Annotated in this window: 19 protein-coding genes; 15 read left to right on the plus strand and 4 right to left on the minus strand. The window is 42.7% G+C overall.

The annotated features are described in order from the left end of the window. The first annotated feature begins 26 nt into the window (after positions 1-26). From AC3IPL_RS04305 to AC3IPL_RS04325, 5 genes are read left to right on the plus strand one after another with little or no spacing between them, the layout of a single operon-like run. The gene (locus AC3IPL_RS04305) at positions 27-692 is read left to right on the plus strand and encodes a response regulator transcription factor (protein ID WP_489241993.1); all 666 of its coding nucleotides are present in this window, start codon (positions 27-29) and stop codon (positions 690-692) included. Beyond that, positions 685-2,052, plus strand: a complete 1,368-nt coding sequence (locus AC3IPL_RS04310; RefSeq protein WP_489241994.1) for a HAMP domain-containing sensor histidine kinase — start codon at positions 685-687, stop codon at positions 2,050-2,052. The genes AC3IPL_RS04305 and AC3IPL_RS04310 overlap by 8 nt, the downstream gene beginning before the upstream one ends. Positions 2,053-2,107: 55 nt before the next feature. Continuing rightward, entirely contained in the window at positions 2,108-2,983 is an 876-nt protein-coding gene (gene rsgA / locus AC3IPL_RS04315) for a ribosome small subunit-dependent GTPase A (RefSeq protein WP_489241995.1), read from the plus strand. Continuing rightward, positions 2,983-3,630, plus strand: coding sequence for a ribulose-phosphate 3-epimerase (gene rpe, locus AC3IPL_RS04320; RefSeq protein WP_489241996.1), 648 nt, complete (start codon positions 2,983-2,985; stop codon positions 3,628-3,630). The genes rsgA and rpe overlap by 1 nt, the downstream gene beginning before the upstream one ends. A 1-nt stretch (position 3,631) precedes the next feature. Next, the gene (locus AC3IPL_RS04325) at positions 3,632-4,276 is read left to right on the plus strand and encodes a thiamine diphosphokinase (RefSeq protein ID WP_489241997.1); all 645 of its coding nucleotides are present in this window, start codon (positions 3,632-3,634) and stop codon (positions 4,274-4,276) included. A gap of 56 nt (positions 4,277-4,332) precedes the next feature. Here AC3IPL_RS04325 and rpmB read toward each other — a convergent pair whose 3' ends face one another. From rpmB to AC3IPL_RS04345, 4 genes are all read right to left on the minus strand, one after another. Next, positions 4,333-4,521 (minus strand): 50S ribosomal protein L28, encoded by a 189-nt coding sequence (gene rpmB / locus AC3IPL_RS04330; RefSeq protein WP_133444440.1) that lies wholly within the window; start codon positions 4,519-4,521, stop codon positions 4,333-4,335. 87 nt (positions 4,522-4,608) lie between these two features. Further along, a complete protein-coding gene (locus AC3IPL_RS04335; protein ID WP_489241998.1) occupies positions 4,609-5,634 on the minus strand; it encodes a hypothetical protein in 1,026 nt (341 codons plus the stop codon). After that, positions 5,631-6,755, minus strand: a complete 1,125-nt coding sequence (locus tag AC3IPL_RS04340) for a DUF58 domain-containing protein (protein ID WP_489242000.1) — start codon at positions 6,753-6,755, stop codon at positions 5,631-5,633. Before AC3IPL_RS04340 ends, AC3IPL_RS04335 begins: the two co-directional genes overlap by 4 nt. Next, complete coding sequence (locus AC3IPL_RS04345; protein WP_489242001.1) at positions 6,739-7,650, minus strand: AAA family ATPase; 912 nt, start codon at positions 7,648-7,650, stop codon at positions 6,739-6,741. The genes AC3IPL_RS04340 and AC3IPL_RS04345 overlap by 17 nt, the downstream gene beginning before the upstream one ends. Positions 7,651-7,873: 223 nt before the next feature. On the opposite strand from AC3IPL_RS04345, the gene AC3IPL_RS04350 reads away from it, so the two are divergent. The 10 genes from AC3IPL_RS04350 (at position 7,874) to fabG (ending at position 17,659) form a co-directional block, all read left to right on the plus strand. After that, entirely contained in the window at positions 7,874-8,248 is a 375-nt protein-coding gene (locus AC3IPL_RS04350) for an Asp23/Gls24 family envelope stress response protein (RefSeq protein ID WP_489242002.1), read from the plus strand. 14 nt (positions 8,249-8,262) lie between these two features. After that, on the plus strand, positions 8,263-9,900 hold the full coding sequence (locus AC3IPL_RS04355) for a DAK2 domain-containing protein (protein WP_489242003.1): 1,638 nt from the start codon (positions 8,263-8,265) through the stop codon (positions 9,898-9,900). 176 nt (positions 9,901-10,076) lie between these two features. Further along, positions 10,077-10,742 carry an L-serine ammonia-lyase, iron-sulfur-dependent subunit beta gene (gene sdaAB / locus AC3IPL_RS04360; RefSeq protein WP_489242004.1) on the plus strand — a complete coding sequence of 222 codons (666 nt, stop codon included), beginning with the start codon at positions 10,077-10,079 and terminating at the stop codon, positions 10,740-10,742. 10 nt (positions 10,743-10,752) lie between these two features. Further along, the gene (sdaAA, locus tag AC3IPL_RS04365) at positions 10,753-11,643 is read left to right on the plus strand and encodes an L-serine ammonia-lyase, iron-sulfur-dependent, subunit alpha (RefSeq protein ID WP_489242005.1); all 891 of its coding nucleotides are present in this window, start codon (positions 10,753-10,755) and stop codon (positions 11,641-11,643) included. Next, positions 11,621-13,663, plus strand: a complete 2,043-nt coding sequence (gene recG, locus AC3IPL_RS04370) for an ATP-dependent DNA helicase RecG (protein WP_489242006.1) — start codon at positions 11,621-11,623, stop codon at positions 13,661-13,663. Before sdaAA ends, recG begins: the two co-directional genes overlap by 23 nt. A gap of 50 nt (positions 13,664-13,713) precedes the next feature. Then, complete coding sequence (locus AC3IPL_RS04375; RefSeq protein WP_489242007.1) at positions 13,714-14,343, plus strand: class A sortase; 630 nt, start codon at positions 13,714-13,716, stop codon at positions 14,341-14,343. A gap of 126 nt (positions 14,344-14,469) precedes the next feature. Then, positions 14,470-15,042: a transcription factor FapR gene (fapR, locus tag AC3IPL_RS04380; protein WP_489242008.1), complete on the plus strand. Its 573-nt coding sequence runs from the start codon at positions 14,470-14,472 to the stop codon at positions 15,040-15,042. Continuing rightward, positions 15,035-16,018, plus strand: coding sequence for a phosphate acyltransferase PlsX (gene plsX / locus AC3IPL_RS04385; protein ID WP_489242010.1), 984 nt, complete (start codon positions 15,035-15,037; stop codon positions 16,016-16,018). The genes fapR and plsX overlap by 8 nt, the downstream gene beginning before the upstream one ends. After that, complete coding sequence (gene fabD, locus AC3IPL_RS04390; protein WP_489242011.1) at positions 16,011-16,928, plus strand: ACP S-malonyltransferase; 918 nt, start codon at positions 16,011-16,013, stop codon at positions 16,926-16,928. The genes plsX and fabD overlap by 8 nt, the downstream gene beginning before the upstream one ends. Next, on the plus strand, positions 16,925-17,659 hold the full coding sequence (gene fabG / locus AC3IPL_RS04395; RefSeq protein WP_489242012.1) for a 3-oxoacyl-[acyl-carrier-protein] reductase: 735 nt from the start codon (positions 16,925-16,927) through the stop codon (positions 17,657-17,659). The genes fabD and fabG overlap by 4 nt, the downstream gene beginning before the upstream one ends. Positions 17,660-17,679: the final 20 nt, after the last annotated feature.

The raw sequence follows: 17,679 nt of genomic DNA on the forward strand, positions 1-17,679 counted from the left end.
TGAACGCAATATGAACAGGAGAAAAAATGAAACCTACAATTTTGATAGTTGATGATGAGAAGAATATTAGAGAGATGGTCATACACGGTCTGTCTGACTTCACTGTGATAGGTGCAAGAGATGCAGGTGAAGCCATGACATTGCTCGATGCCGGTGATATCGATTTATGTGTGGTTGATGTAATGATGCCTGGAACTAATGGCTTTTTACTATGTGATGATATTAAAAACTTCTATCAGAAACCTGTCATCATGTTAACAGCGAGAAGTGAATTAAATGACAAACGCCAGGCATTTGAAGCGGGGTCTGATGATTATGTGACGAAACCTTTCAGTACAGAAGAACTTCAATTTAGAATAAAGGCTGTACTCAGCCGTTATCATGTCACGTCAGAGCTCATGAAACTTGGCAATGTGGTGGTTAATCCAGAAAGCTATACGGTTGATATTAACGGACAGTCATTATATCTACCGAGAAAAGAATTCGAACTGCTGCGTACATTAATTCAGCAGCACCCGAGAGTCGCACCACGCGATGAACTGATCTCTCAAGTATGGGGATATGATTATGAAGGTGATGAGCGGACGATTGATGTGCATATTAAGCGGCTGAGAAAACGATTGGCTGCAGTGGATGCTTCTGTTGAAATCATGACAGTGCGCGGTATAGGCTATAAGGTGCAGCATGTTTAAACGATTATCGACCCAGTTTATTTTCTATACATTAGTAGTGATGATTGTAAGCAGTCTCATTGCTTTTTTGTTGACCAATGTCTGCTATCATATATATTTAAAACCTAAGAATGATGCACGGATCACTCATACTTTGCTAGAGCAGAAACAGTTTATAGAACGACATCCAAATATTTCGAGCGATGATTATTTTAATCAGGTGGCTGATTTGAATTTTCAGGTCGTTGCAGTCAACAACGGACAAGCACAATATTTCGGTACACCGTTTCGACTGCAAAACTTAAACATCGAACCTCTCGGTGATACGATCTATCACGGGATTAAAAATCGGCCGTTCAATTTATTTATCACTGGATTTTTTGATAATGAAACTAAAAATACAGTCGGTGTTCAAATGAAAGTGGATGGTCGTATATATGATGTCTATATGCGACCAGATGTGGGACAAAGTATGGGCGAATTTCGTATCTTTCTAGCGATACTGCTTACTTTGATTGTTTTATTTTCAATCATATTTGTACTGATCAGCTCAAACAGCATCGTGAGTCCGGTGATTCAACTTCAATCATTTGCTGAACGTATTCGACGAGGAGATTATAGTGATGTTTCCGCAGTCGATCGACCTGATGAAATTGGGGTACTTGCTCGAGAAATGGAAGAGATGAGTGAGGCAATTAAAAGTCACCAAGAAATGAATGAACGTTTTGTAGCGAACGTCAGCCATGAGATTCAATCACCAATTACTAACCTGCTTGGACTGACTCAACAATTAAAAGAATCTCAAGACAGCGATATCATTGCAGCTATCGAACATCAATCCAACCGGCTCAGCAAGCTGACTCAACAGTTACTGATGCTAGCCGCTATTGAGAACGAAGGCGTGCAGTTGAACAAGCAGCCATTCAACGGTAAAACAATAGCACAGGATGTCATTCAATCGATGTTATTTCAACTGGACAGCAAAGAACAACTGATCATTGCGGACTTGGATGATATTATGATAGTCGGGCATCAAGATTTAATCTATCAGCTGCTTACCAATCTGTTATCCAATGCCATCAAATATTCACCGGTTGAAACAGAAATAAGATTGTCATTGAAATTAAAAGACGGTAGGGCAGTGTTTCAAATCAGTGATAACGGACAAGGCATGGATGACGAAACGCGGCGACATCTATTCGAACGGTTCTACAAAACTAATACTAATGAGGACACGATTCCTTCTAATGGTCTTGGCATGGCCATTGTGCATGAAATTGCTCTGCTTCACAATGCCGAATTGATGGTCGATAGTGAATTGAACCGTGGAACCGTCATTACTGTTACCTTTCCAGAGACACAACATGTCCTCCATGATTAAATATGTTAAACTAGTGACAATTATGCATTTAAATTTTGATAAATGAGGTGAGTCAGTGAGAGAAGGATTGATTTATAAGGCATTAAGCGGTTTTTATTACGTGGATAGCGAAGGTGAAAGCTTCCAGTGCCGTGCCCGCGGTGTATTCCGCAAAAAAGGATTATCGCCGCTTGTCGGTGATGAAGTAGTATTTCAAATTGAAAACCAAACAGATGGTTATATTACAGAACTCAAACCTCGTCGTAATGAACTGAAACGACCACCAGTTGCAAATATTGATCAAGTACTGGTCGTCATGAGTGCCAAAGAACCAGAGTTCAGCAAAAATTTAATCGATAAATTTCTAGTCATTGTTGAGAGTTACGATATTGAACCGTGTCTTATAGTGACGAAGAAAGATTTGCTGAGCATGGATGAAATATCTTGGATTGACAATCAGCTGAAAAAATATGAAGCGATCGGCTATAGGACTTACTTCGTATCAAATTTGGAAGATCAGTCTGCGCTCACTCACATACTGGTGGACGGTATCAATGTTCTGAGCGGCCAGTCCGGCGTCGGTAAATCGTCACTGATCAATGCTGTCAAACCTGACAGCAATCTAGAGACTGGAGTCATCTCGAATGCATTGAACCGCGGGAAACATACGACACGTCATGTAGAACTGATTAAAATTAATGATCAGTATCTTGCTGATACACCAGGATTCAGTGCCCTTGATATTGCACATATCGATAAATATATTCTTAAAAACTGCTTCCCTGAGTTTGCTGCAAGGGAAGAACTATGTAAGTATCGTGAATGTCTGCACGTCAACGAACCATCATGTGCAGTTAAAGATGCGGTAGAAACGGGTGAAATCATGCAGTCAAGATATGATAACTATTTGCAGCTGATGAATGAGATAGAAACAAGGAAGGTGAGGTATTAATGGTCAAAATAGCCCCAAGTTTATTATCATGTGATTTTACAAAACTCTATGAAGAAGTCAAGAAATTGGAGGAGAGCGGTGCGGATTATCTGCACTTTGACGTTATGGATGGTCAGTTTGTGCCGAATATTTCATTTGGACTACCGATTTTATCACAACTGCGTCAAATTACCGAGCTGACTATTGATAGTCATCTGATGATTGCAAATCCAGAGCAGTACATTCATGATTTTGCAGATGCCGGCAGTGATATTATCACGGTTCATCTGGAGGCGACCCCTCATATTCATCGTGCACTGCAGATGATCAGGCAGAAGGGTAAGAAGGCAGGTGTCACTATCAATCCAGGTACGAATGTGACATTGCTCAATCCAGTGCTTAAAGAGGTTGACTTAGTACTGGTGATGACTGTCAACCCAGGATTCGGCGGTCAGTCATTCATAGACAGCATGCTTGAGAAAATCAGTTATTTGGATCAATATCGTAAGACACACGGCTTATCATATGAAATTGAAGTGGACGGCGGTATCAACGAAGAAACAGCAGCCTTGTGCAGAGAACAGGGTGCCGATGTACTAGTGGCAGGCTCATACTTCTTCAGCAATGCTGACTATCATCAATCCGTACAGAAGCTTAGAGGTGAATGATATGGACTTACATCTACTTTGTACATACACAGGTGTCACTGAAGATACGTTGACTCAGCTGGCACACGAAGATTGGATCGGTATTGACTACGGGACAGTCGTACTGCTCCAGCATCAAATCACTCCGATTGCGGCATTCGGCGATTTTGATTCAACTACACCACAAGAACGGGAACTTATCACCCAGCATATTCAGGTGGAAGTACTGCCATCTGAAAAAGATGAGACCGATCTTGAAGTCGGCATCCGTTATGCGTTGACGCTTGATTATGACCGTGTGTTCATTCACGGAGCGACGGGTGGGCGGATGGATCATTTCCTCGGTAACCTGCAGGCATTGACACATCCTGATGTCATACTGTCAAAGAGCGAGTTCTATATTATTGATGAACAAAACATGATTCAAGTACTGGCTGCGGGAACTCATATTATTACACATGCTGAAACGATGACTTATGTGTCGTTCATTCCGCTCGGTGAACAAGTGATATTGACAATAGAAGGATTAAAATATGAACTACCTCGTACACCGCTTGAAATGGGCAGGACGAGGACAGTGTCCAATGAATTCATTGCGGAACGTGCAGAAGTGACCGTGGAGAATGGCATGGTATACATGGTTCAAAGCAGAGATTCAGTTAAATAGACATAAAAAAAAGACCTTCCACACAAAGGTCTTTTTTTTCTGTATCTATATAGTCATTAAACGCGAGTCACTTTACCTGATTTTAATGCACGAGTAGAAACCCATACACGTTTAGGTTTACCATCGACAAGGATTCTAACTTTTTGTAAGTTAGCATTCCAGCGACGTTTGTTCGCATTCATAGCGTGAGAACGATTGTTACCTGTTACGGCTTTACGGCCTGTAACGTGACATACTTTAGCCATGTGATTTCCTCCTTTAATGATATATAGAGATACACTTATCTTTTACATACCATAGTAATGTATCACATATTACAGCTCAGTGCAACTTTATTCGTCACTTTGTTTTAATAACAGAATGGTTTTAGTGACTTCTTGTTTGACTGACTGACTATTGTCAGGGGCGTGGTCTGCATAGCGGATTTCATTGAATAATGACATCAGTTGAGCCGAATCAGGATAGCGTGACAAATAATCATTGAATGTATCGTCTGCTGAAAAATGTATGTCATACCGTCTTCCCGTTCGCTCAAGTTTTTTGAACTGTCTCATATAGTTTTTTGGTAAGGATGACTCAAACTGAAATTCAGTCTGCTTGAATTCATGGGTGATGACTTGGGGGGCAGGTCTGAATTCTATACGCGGCATCTCGTTTCCGCGTAACTTCCAGACGATGAGTGCTGCAGTTAACAAGCCGAAAGCAACTAAGTAATAGAGTGAATGATTGACAGTCGGTTCGCTCTCCGGCAGTTGCATCTCACGTTGTTCACCACGCATCTTTTCAATTTTTTCGACTTTTTCTGGATCATCAATAGGTTTAATATCGAACTTAAACTCTCTGATGAAATCAACTGGAATTTGTTCGATGACGAAAGGATAGATGATTCTGACAGCTGCAAATGCGAGCAGTAATATTACAACTGGGAGACCGAAGTACTGCAGCTTGTAGATGAAATCCTTCATCGAACGCCCGATGAAGCTCAGCACAATCATCGTCACCATGTGACAGACATAGGCGACAGCGAGTAGGTTCAAGTGGTCGTTGAAGATCACATGCACCCCGTAGAGCAGCTGAATATATAACAGCAGAGGTACATCTGTCGTCATAAAATAAATGATGACAAGCAGTGACAGCAGTATTAAGTAAATCAGTGACATGTCATGTATGATGAGTGACAATATTACAATACATGCAGCAATCAGGCCGATAGGATAACGCTGCTGTTTTATAGTCATGATATAGAGACAGAGCGGAACGAGACAGATTAAAGCAGCGCTTCGCCAGTCGATGAACAGCAGCGGAACCAATATCACTGTCATATGGATGATAGCAATATAAGGTATGAGACGTTTCATAGCTTCACCTCCATAATGACAGGGACAATGTGCAGCTCCTCAAAAGTGGAGGCAATCGTGTTGTTTATTGGACCGAAGTGATACCATTTTGCGGTACTATCAGCTTGTGCAGCCATCATATGAAGTAATGAACTGTAAGGCATAATATAGCTGTCCTGTGAAAATGTCGCAATCAGCCGGTGGAGATGGTCTTTTTTCAGTGCACTATCGACGTATAGCATGGGTGCGTGTTGTTCCGTCACCGTTGCTGTTGTATTGATTCCTATAAGAAATGGCTGCCCGTGGTCATATAAGGTCAGTGCCATATGAGAGATTTCCTGCAGCTGCTGTTCAATAGTCGTATGGATGTCGTGAAAGCTGCCGACGTTTAAACTTAATACGACTGTTTTAGTGACAGGTATTTCAGTCTGCTTCACCAGCATCTCCTGAGCTTTTAATGAAGCGGACCAGTCGATCTGATTGAAGGGCTGACTGTAATCATAAAGAATCGTCGAATATTTCTCCATACTGACACCTTCTATCGTCTTGTTCGCTTCACCTTCTGTCGTGAAATGAAATGACCGTTCTTCAAATGCACCATAAGATGCATAGAGTCTGCTGACAAAGGTTATAGGGACAATGTTGACTGATTGTATATTAAACAATCCTTGTACTTTTACATTGTCCACCGTTACATGAAATGACCCGCGTTCTTTTATATAGATGGGAATATCCAGTCTCGCTGTACCATTTGTCTCTATGTCATAAGTCATACTTCCTGAATGATTTTCGAACGTATGAGCGCCGTTTGAAAGTGTGAGGTGAAGCGTCATCTTTGTATGAACATGGTCTTTCGTTCGGATGAATAGTTCATAGTTAAACCACTGCCCAACAACAGGATAGATATGATCACGTCTATCTTCTATCTGCATGGATTGAATGATTAACAGCGTCTCTCGATTTTCCAACACAATCATGAGTATGATGACCATGAGGACAGCAGCCACTATGAAGTGACTGGATGCCAGCAAGACTAGGACAGCGAGTATGAAGAAGAGCAGCAGCGCCCGAATTCTGAACTGTTTATTCTGATCGATATAGACTTGACCGTTGACTATACGTTTGTCAGAGCGTCGGAACATCAATTTCTCCGACCAATCGATTGATGATATTTACTTTGTCTTGTTCAGCAAGCTGCGTATGACGGAACGTCACACGGTGGCAGGCGATGGCAGGCAGAACGAATTTGACATCATCCGGTATGACATAATTCCGACTGTTAATGAATGCCTGTGCTTTTGCCATTTCTGCGATATGTATGCCGGCACGAGGACTAAGACCTTGAATGAGTTCATGATCAGTACGCGTATGGTGAACAATGTAAGTAATGTACTTATAAATATCGTCATGACAGAAAACTTGATCTTTGTCCTTCTTCAGCTGAGCCAGCTCATCGCTCGAACTGATGATCTGAGCCACATGATTATCATATTGTCCGCTTATAATTTTCAGTTCCTGATCGATCGTCGGATAATCAAAATATAATCTAACCATAAAACGGTCCATCTGTGCTTGTGGCAGCAGGAAAGTTCCTTGAGCATGCTCCATTGGATTTTGAGTAGCGAGAACAACGAATGGTTCCGGCAGCGGGAATGTCGTGTCGTCGATAGTTACGGTCTGCTCCTGCATCGCTTCAAGCAGGCTGCTCTGTGTCTTTGGTGTGGCACGGTTAATCTCATCAGCAAGTAATATATTTGTGAATATCGGACCTTTCTTGATTTCGAACTGCTGCGTGCCGGGATGATAGAATTTAATACCAGTCACATCACTCGGTAAAATGTCAGGAGTGAACTGTATCCGGTTGAATGACCCTCCGAGCGTCTCACTGATTGTATGAGCAAGTTTTGTTTTGCCGAGTCCAGGGGGTCCTTCTAATAGCACATGACCGCCATTTAAAATGGCGCACATAATCAGCTTCAAGTCATCAATGTCACTGATATAGCCTTTTTGTTGTTCTGCAATCAACTGTTGAATCATAGCGTCTCCTTAATAATAGAAAATTTTGAATTCTATAAAAAATTATACATTAAATTATGTGTCGATTCGAGAGCTAAAGCCAAGTTATTTCCAGTCAAGTACTTCTATAGTCTATAATCTCTTGAAAAGGACGTTTAACACGTGCAAATTTTAGAGTTTTCTTGTACTTTATTATAAATATTGCGTATAATAACTTGATGAATGAAAAATTAGGAGGGGTCTTATGACTTTAGAAATTACGAACGAGTTCGGCAGCATTGATATTTCTAATGATGTCATTGCAACCATTGCCGGCGGTGCTGCGGTAGAATGTTACGGTATTATTGGAATGGCCAGCAAACATCAAGTCAGAGATGGTATTGCTGATATTTTACGCCGCGACAACTATTCTAAAGGTGTTATTGTCTCTCAGAAAGATGATAAACTTGATGTCGATATGTACATCATTGTGGCTTACGGCACAAAGATTTCTGAAATTGCAAACAATGTACAGTCAGCTGTTAAATATACGCTTGAAAAAGGATTAAACTTAAAAGTCAATTCAGTCAATATATATATACAGGGTGTACGTGTGATTAAATTGGACGAGGAAGAATAAGGAGGATCATTTGAATGAACAAGATTGACGGCAGGTTATTTGCTGAGATGATATTAGCTGGAGCAAATAACTTATCTCAGAACGCAGAGTACGTAGATTCTCTTAACGTATTCCCGGTCCCAGACGGTGATACAGGGACCAATATGAACTTATCGATGACTTCAGGTGCAAAAGAAACAGAAGCACATATTGAAGCACATATTGGAAATGTCGGAAAAGCATTCTCAAAAGGACTGCTGATGGGTGCAAGAGGGAATTCAGGAGTTATTCTGTCCCAATTATTCAGAGGGTTCTCCAAATCAGTGGAGGAATACGCTGATATCGATGCGAAGAAATTCGCCAAGGCGTTTGATGCTGGTGTCAAAACAGCATACAAAGCAGTCATGAAACCTGTTGAAGGAACGATTCTTACCGTCGCTCGTGAAGCAAGTGCTCGCGGTATGGAAGTCGCTGAGTCAACAGATGATGTCATTGACATTATGACAGCAATCGTAGAAGCGGGAAATGATTCTCTTCAAAATACACCTGAACTGTTACCTGTACTTAAAGAAGTAGGTGTTGTTGACAGTGGCGGTCAAGGACTGATGTATGTTTACGAAGGCTTCCTTGCAGTCATGAAAGGTGAAGCTATTGCGCCTCCTCAAGCGAAGCTGGATGATTCTTTTGTCAATGATGATCATGATTTCGGCGATGTAGTGAAGACAGAGGATATCGTGCCTGGTTTCTGTACAGAGTTCATGGTTCGATTTACGCCAGGCAAGAAGGCATTTGATGAAGATACGTTCAGAAATGACATGGCTGAATTCGGTGATTCACTGCTTGTAATTTCAGATGATGAAATTGTTAAGACACATGTCCATTCGGAAACGCCGGGTGAGGCACTGACTTATGGGAGTCAATATGGAGAAATCATAAAAATCAAAGTCGATAATATGCGTGAACAGCATAGAGAAGTACTTCGTAAACGGGGTATCAAGCCGGCAGCGGCTAAAGAAGTGGACAAAGCAGTCATCACTATCTCTATGGGTGATGGTATTACTGAACTCTTTGAATCAATCGGAGCGACACATGTCATCAGCGGCGGCCAGACAATGAACCCTTCAACAGAAGATATTGTCAAAGTCATTGAAGCTTCTAAATGTAAAGAAGCAATCATCCTGCCGAACAATAAAAATATTATCATGGCAGCAGAACAGGCAGCATCTGTCGTGTCTGTACCTGTTGCCGTTATTCCTTCTAAGACGGTACCTCAAGGTGTAACAGCGATGTTATCATTCATGCCTGATGCGGCTCTTGAAGATAATAAGGAACAGATGACTGAGGCGCTTTCTCATGTTAAATCAGGTTCTGTGACTTATGCTGTCCGTGATACATCCATTGATGGAGTCGACATCAAAAAAGGGGCTTATATGGGGCTCTTTGAAAGCAAAATTAAAGTTTCTGATTCCAGTCAACAGAAAGTATGTACTGAACTACTTGCAGCTATGATTGATGAAGACAGTGAAATCGTAACGATTTTCAAAGGAGAAGACGCTTCTGATGATGAAGTGGATGCACTCGTTGACTTTCTTGAAAACCAATATGAAGACATAGAAGTAGAAGTTCAGGACGGTAAACAACCGATTTACAGCTTTATGTTCGCAGTCGAATAATTATTGGAACGCCCTGGACAGCACTGTCAGGGCGTTCTTTATGATGGATGACAGAACATCGACTGCAATAGTCAGATCGTTATGAAAACGCTATTTTTTGAAACGGCTGGTCAGCAAATAGAGCTGAAATGGTGTTATAATCAAATCATTAGATGGTTTAAAGGGGTAGATAAGCGATGAAGTATAGAAGTGTATTTGATATTATTGGTCCTGTCATGGTCGGACCGTCATCATCTCATACAGCAGGGGCAGTGAGAATTGGACTCGTTGCCCGTGACTTATTCGGTGAGACACCGAAACATGCGGATATATATTTGTATGGTTCCTTTATGGAAACATATAAAGGGCATGGGACAGATGTAGCGCTGGTAGGAGGATTGATGGGATTTGATACAGATGACGCGCGTATTCCTCAGGCGCTTAATATCGCTAAAGAACAAGGAATGGTCGTGTCGTTCATAGAAATGACAGAAGACAAAAGTCATCCGAATACAGCGATTATTCATATGTCGAATGGAGATAAGGAGCTGACGATCGAAGGGATTTCAATCGGTGGCGGAAAAATCGAAATCGTTGCATTGAACGGCTTCCCGATCGCGATATCGGGAAACTATCCGACTCTTCTCGTCTTCCATCAGGATACGTTCGGTTCCATTGCAAGTGTGACACAAATTCTAGGTAAACATCAGATCAATGTCGGTCAGATGCAGGTGTCCCGCAAAGAAAAAGGTGACATTGCGTTGATGACTTGTGAACTGGATGAAGATATTACAGAAGAGGTACTGGAAGAAATTAGAGCCTGTCAAGGGATACAAACTGTGACTTTGATGGAAGAATCGTAAGGAGGAAAATATGTTTAAAAGTGTAGCAGAACTTGTTGAACGATGCGAAACTCAAAATAAAAAAATATACGAAGTGATGATTGAACAGGAAATGGCTGTGTCAAAACGGTCATATGAAGAGATATTTCAAGGGATGGAACGTAATTTAGAAGTGATGGAACAAGCGGTTGAGCGAGGTCTAAACGGTGTGCAGAGTCCGACTGGCTTAACTGGGATGGACGCTGTCAAAATGCGGGAGTATATCAACAAAGGAAATATGCTGAGCGGTGAACTATTGCTGGATGCTGTAGCCAAAGCGGTCGCAACGAACGAGGTCAATGCTGCTATGGGACTGATCTGTGCGACGCCGACTGCAGGCTCAGCAGGTGTAGTGCCGGGAACATTATTCGCTGTTAAAAATAAATTGAATGCCTCACGGGAAGATATGGTGAATTTTCTGTTCACAACAGGAGCATTCGGTTTCGTTGTAGCGAACAATGCTTCAATTTCAGGCGCAGCAGGCGGCTGTCAAGCGGAAGTAGGATCTGCCGCTGCGATGGCAGCAGCGGCCATCGTTGAAATGGCGGGCGGCACACCGAAACAATCTGCCCATGCATTTGCCATCTGTATGAAAAATATGCTTGGTCTTGTATGTGATCCTGTCGCAGGGCTTGTTGAAGTCCCTTGTGTGAAACGGAATGCAGCAGGTGCGTCAAATGCCATCGTTTCTGCAGACATGGCGCTTGCGGGTATTGAAAGTCGTATCCCGACTGATGAAGTAATAGAAGCGATGTATAAGATTGGTCAGACAATGCCAAGTGCACTGCGTGAAACCGGTCGCGGTGGTCTGGCAGGCACTAAGACGGGTCAAGAAATGAAAGAAAGAATTTTCGGCTCTAATGCACAACCAACATTTAATTGAGTCTGAATTTCCATTAACAGAATTAAAAGGAGTCGGTTCGCAGACTGTTCTCAAGTTGAATGACCTTGGCATCCATTCTTTGACTGACATCCTGCTCCATCTGCCTTATCGATATGAAGATGAATCTGTCATCGATATCAACATGGCAGCAGATGGTGAGAAAATAACAGTTGCGGGAGAAGTATACAGCTCTCCGCAACTGAGTTATTTTGGCAGAAATCGATCGAAAATTGCTTTTCATATGCTGATCAACCAAGTAGCGGTCAGAGTTGAATTTTTTAATCAACCTTATTTGAAGCATCAGGTCGTCATCGGTGAAACAGTGTCGATCACAGGTAAATGGCAGCGTTCAAAGCAGATAATACAAGGCAGCAAGTTTTCTAAAACAGTGCATGAATCCGGTGAAAAAGCGTTAGTTCCTCAGTACAGCCTGAAAGGCCAGATTAAACCGAAGCAGTTTCAGAAAATGGTTGCTCAAGCGCTTGAATTAACAGAGATTTCGCCGATGATTCCAGCATATTTATCGACGAAATATAAGCTCTGGGATTTAAAGCAGGCGATTGAAACGCTCCACTTTCCTTCAGAATATTCGGGTCTGAAGCAGGCGAAGCGGACGTTTGCTTTCTGTGAGTTGTTTTTATTCCAGCTCAAGATGAGAATGCTGAATATGAAAGAACACGAGGCGGGCTTAACAGTCGGTATTGATTATGATATAGACGCTGTCAGAACATTCATCAGTACTCTGCCGTTTGAACTGACGGATGCACAGAAAACGAGTGTCAATGAAATATTCCGGGATATGAAGCTGCCGATCCGGATGAACCGACTGCTGCAGGGAGATGTCGGGTCAGGTAAAACAGTGGTGGCAGCGATCGCTATGTATGCAATGATGACAGCAGGTTACCAGAGTGCGCTGATGGTACCAACAGAAATATTAGCAGAGCAGCATGCTGAAAGCTTAGCTGAACTCTATCAGAATGACGTCAAAATTGCTTTATTGACAAGTTCTGTCAAGGGAAAGAAAAGAAGACTGCTACTTGAGCAGCTCGCTGCCGGTGAGATTGATGTGATCGTCGGTACACATGCCCTCATTCAAGATGAAGTGGTGTTTGACCGTCTTGGTCTTGTCATAACCGATGAGCAGCACAGGTTCGGCGTAAACCAGCGAAAACGTCTTCGGGAAAAAGGCGAGGAAACGAATGTGCTGTTCATGACAGCGACACCGATTCCCCGGACGCTTGCCATCTCAGTATTTGGCGAGATGGATGTGACAACGATACGAGAAATGCCTAAAGGCCGTAAACCGATTATCACATCATGGGCGAAACATGAAGAAATGCCGATTATCTATCAACAGACGAGAGAAGAACTGGCAAAAGGGCGTCAGGCTTATGTCATCTGTCCACTCATTGAAGCATCTGAAAAGCTTGATGTTCAAAATACGGTGGCGGTATATGAACAGTTCTGCCAGCAGTTTGGTTTCGAGCAGGTGGGGCTGCTGCACGGTAGAATGACTTCCGAGGAGAAAGATGACGTGATGGACCGTTTCAGCAGACATGAGCTATCGGTCTTAGTGTCGACAACTGTCGTCGAAGTAGGTGTCAATGTACCAAATGCAACGATGATGATCATTATCGATGCGGAACGATTTGGATTATCTACACTGCACCAGCTGCGCGGCCGTGTTGGTCGGAGTGACCAACAGAGCTTCTGCGTATTAGTCAGTAATCCATCAACAGAAACGGGAATTGAACGGATGCAGATCATGTGCCAGACGACCGATGGCTTTGTGCTAAGTGAAAAGGATCTCGAGATGCGGGGACCGGGTGATTTCTTCGGTGTCAAGCAGAGCGGTCTGCCGGATTTCAAAGTAGCAGATATAGTGGAGGATTACCGCATGCTGGAAGTGGCACGTGATGAAGCGGCTGCCATGATACTGAGCGGTGACATCGATAGACCTGAGAATGCCGGACTTAAAAACCGTGTTCAGTTGGAATTGAATGATATGGAAATTGATTGACAAATAAAAGTAAGCCATGTAATTTTGGACTGAACAGGAGGAACGGGCAGATGAGGAAATTGTTAAGATTTCTCGGCGTTATTTTAATTGCGGGAGCACTCGTTTTGATTTTCTGGCAGGATATACGGGCTTACTTTACTGATCAAGTGAACGATAAAATCATCTCTGCTTATGAGCAGGATGAAACTCCTCAAGTGAGCCACATCGAAAAGTGGATCACAAAAACGGAGCCTGAAAAATTGAAATTGCAGAAAAATATGCTTGGTTATTTGAAAATACCCGCAGCTGATATTAATGAGCCGCTGCTTAAAGGTCCAGCTTCTCAGACTAATTTAAGAAACGGGGTCACACTCGTGGAACAAGGGGAGAAACTGACGGAACAGAACGTGGCGATTGCCGGCCATCGGGTAGAAGGTGCCGGTATTCGATTCAATTACTTGGACCGTGCTAAAAAAGGCGATCATATCATCATTGTGACGCGTGACGGTCAGAAGGTTTATCAGATCTATGATATATTCAATGTCAATCCATCTGAAGTCGAAGTGCTGGATGAACATCCAGGTAAGCCGAAGGAATTAACACTGATTACTTGTGAGTCATACAATCCGAATACGTTGTTATTTGACAAACGGATGATCGTCAAAGCAAGAATGATCAAAGGTTCATCATCAAACCGCTGAAGTGAACGAATCTCTTCAGCGGTTTTTAGTGTAGAACTTCAACCTAATATTGTTTGCACAATATATCGAAGTTGTTTATACTAAGTACAAGTATTAGTACCAACTACTAAGACAGGATTTGAAAAGATGACAAAACTTACAAAAACAGAACGTCAGCAGCGTCTTCAGGCAATATTGAACGATAATCCTTTTTTGACGGATGAAGCATTGAGTCAGACATTCAATGTCAGCATCCAGACGATACGGCTGGATAGACTCGAAAGAAATATTCCTGAACTGCGGGAACGCATAAAGGACGTAGCTTATCAAAATCGGGATGAAGTAAAGGCGCTTCCGATTGATGAAGTCATTGGAGAAATCATTGAGCTGCAGCTTGATAAAATAGCCATCTCTATAATGGATATTCAGGAAGAGCATGTGTTTCATCGCAACAAAATCGCCAGAGGACACTTCTTGTTTGCTCAGGCGAATTCGTTATGTGTGGCATTGATGGATGATGAATTTGCTTTGACCGCAAAAAGTGAAGTGACATTCGTTAAACCTGTAAAGTTGAGTGATAGAGTCATCACTAAAGCGACAATGGTCGATAAGAAAAATAATAGAGCGGTCATCGAAGTCGTCAGCACAGTGAAGCAGCGGATTGTGTTTACAGGCCTATTTGAAATGTATTATGTGAGTGAAGGTGAAAATAATGGTTAAGATTGCTGTTGATATGATGGGTGGAGACAATGCACCTGATATCGTATTAGAAGGAATTCAGATGGTTCTGGATGAATATGATGATGTAGAGATTCTACTCTTTGGTGATGAGCAGCTGTTTACATTGAATCATGATCGTATTCAATTCCATCACTGTACTGAAAAGATTGAAATGGATGATGAACCGGTACGTGCCATCCGCCGGAAGAAAGATGCTTCAATGGTACGAATGGCAGAAGCGGTGAAATATGGTGAAGCGGATGCCTGTGTGTCTGCTGGCAATACAGGGGCACTGATGTCAACGGGACTATTCATTGTCGGCCGTTTACCTGGCGTCGATAGACCGGCGCTTGCATTGACGCTTCCTACAGTCGATGACAAAGGGTTTATTTTACTTGATATGGGGGCTAACGCAGATGCGAAGCCTGAACATCTTGAGCAGTATGCCTTGATGGGTAATATATATGCACAGATTATCCGTAAGATAGAACAGCCGACAGTCGGTCTATTGAATATCGGTACGGAAGACAAAAAAGGGAATAGTTTAACTCGACATACTTACCAGTTATTAACAGAGACTGAGCAGTTGAATTTCATAGGTAATGTTGAAGCGAAAGATCTGTTGTTTTCAACAGCCGATGTAGTCGTCACAGATGGTTTCACTGGTAATATGGTGCTCAAATCACTCGAAGGGACTGCAAACAGTATTTTCAAAATGCTGAAGCAGCAGATGACGAAAAATCTCAAAAATAAACTGGCAGCCGGTGTGCTGAAAAAAGATATGGGTATCGTCAAAGACAAAATGGACTATTCTGAGTACGGAGGTGCTATCCTCTTCGGATTAAATGGTATTGTCATTAAAGCACACGGCTCGTCCAACGGCAGAGCATTTTTCAATGCACTGCGTCAGGCGAAGGAAACAGTTGAAATGAATGTACTAGAAACGATGAAACGAGAGGTTGGCCATAATGACTAAACGTGCGTTATTATTCCCTGGACAAGGGGCTCAAAAACTAGGAATGGCTCAAGATTTGTATGAAGAGCTCCCATCAGCACATGACTATTTGGATACACTGAACGCAGCACTTCCATTTGACATGCTGCACTTGATGTTCAATGACGAGGAGCAGCTTGGGTTGACTCAGTATACGCAGCCGGCAATAGTCAGTCACAGTACTGCTGTATTGAATGAACTGTCTATAGATTATGATTATACAATCGGACACAGCTTAGGTGAATATGCGGCGCTTGCGGCAAGTCACGTGATTTCAGCTGATGACGCAGTAAAGATTGTCGCGAAGCGGGGAGAATTGATGGCAACAGCTTTTCCTAGAGGCACGGGGTCCATGGCTGCTGTACTCGGCATGACTGTCGATGAAGTGTCAGCCATCTGCAAACAGATCTCAACCGATGAATTGACAGTCGAACCTGCCAACTTAAACTGTCCGGGGCAGATAGTTGTTTCAGGTCATCAAGAGAAAATTGATGAGCTTGTCCGTGACGGAAAGACATTAGGCGCAAAACGCGTACTGCCGCTCAATGTATCAGGGCCGTTCCACTCATCAATGATGCAGGTGATCAGCGATGAATTTTCAGCATTTCTTGATCAGTTTGAATTTAACGATGCAAAAGTTCCGGTCGTGCAGAACACAACAGCACAGGCAGTGACAAACAAGGATGAGATTAAACAGCAGCTGATCAGACAGTTGTATTCACCCGTCCGTTTTGAAGAGTCTATTCGCTTCTTGCTGGACCAAGGTGTAACAGAATTCATTGAATTAGGGCCGAACAAAGTATTGTCAGGACTCATCAAAAAAATTAATCGTGATGTCACCATCACTGCTATCGGAACGGTAGATGAAATCAAGGAGTGGAATAAACAATGACAACAGCACTAGTTACAGGAGCGTCCAGAGGAATCGGTCGTGCCATCGCACTGCAGCTGGCAGAGGATGGGTTCGATATTGTCGTTAATTATGCCGGCAGTAAAGATAAGGCAGAAGAAGTAGTGAATGAAATCAAATCACTTGGGCGGGAAGCAGTTGCCATTCAAGCTAATGTCGCGGTCAAAGACGAAGTGACCAACATGGTCAAGACAACGATTGAGAGATTTGGAACTATTGACTGCGTCGTCAACAATGCAGGGATAACACGTGACAACTTAATGATGCGCATGAAGCAGGACGAGTGGAGTGACGTCATCGATACGAACTTAACCGGCGTATTCAATGTCGTTCAAGGCGTGACGCGACAGCTCTTAAAGCAGCGTAGTGGTACAATTATCAACATCAGCAGTGTCGTCGGTACAATCGGAAATGCTGGACAGGCAAACTATGTAGCTGCAAAAGCAGGGGTTGAAGGTTTGACGAAGACATTTGCTCGAGAACTTGCGTCTCGTCATATTACTGTCAATGCCATCGCGCCAGGATTTATTGTCTCAGATATGACTGATCAGCTGAATGATGACATTCAATCAGCGATGAAGACACAGATTCCACTTGGAACTTTCGGTACTGTGGAAGATGTGGCATATGCTGCTAGCTTTTTAGCGTCTGATAAGGCAAAATATATAACGGGGCAGACATTACATGTCAATGGCGGCATGGTTATGAACTGATGGCCGGTCATTCATTTGAA

Source organism: Macrococcus sp. GL_134, from assembly GCF_057834705.1.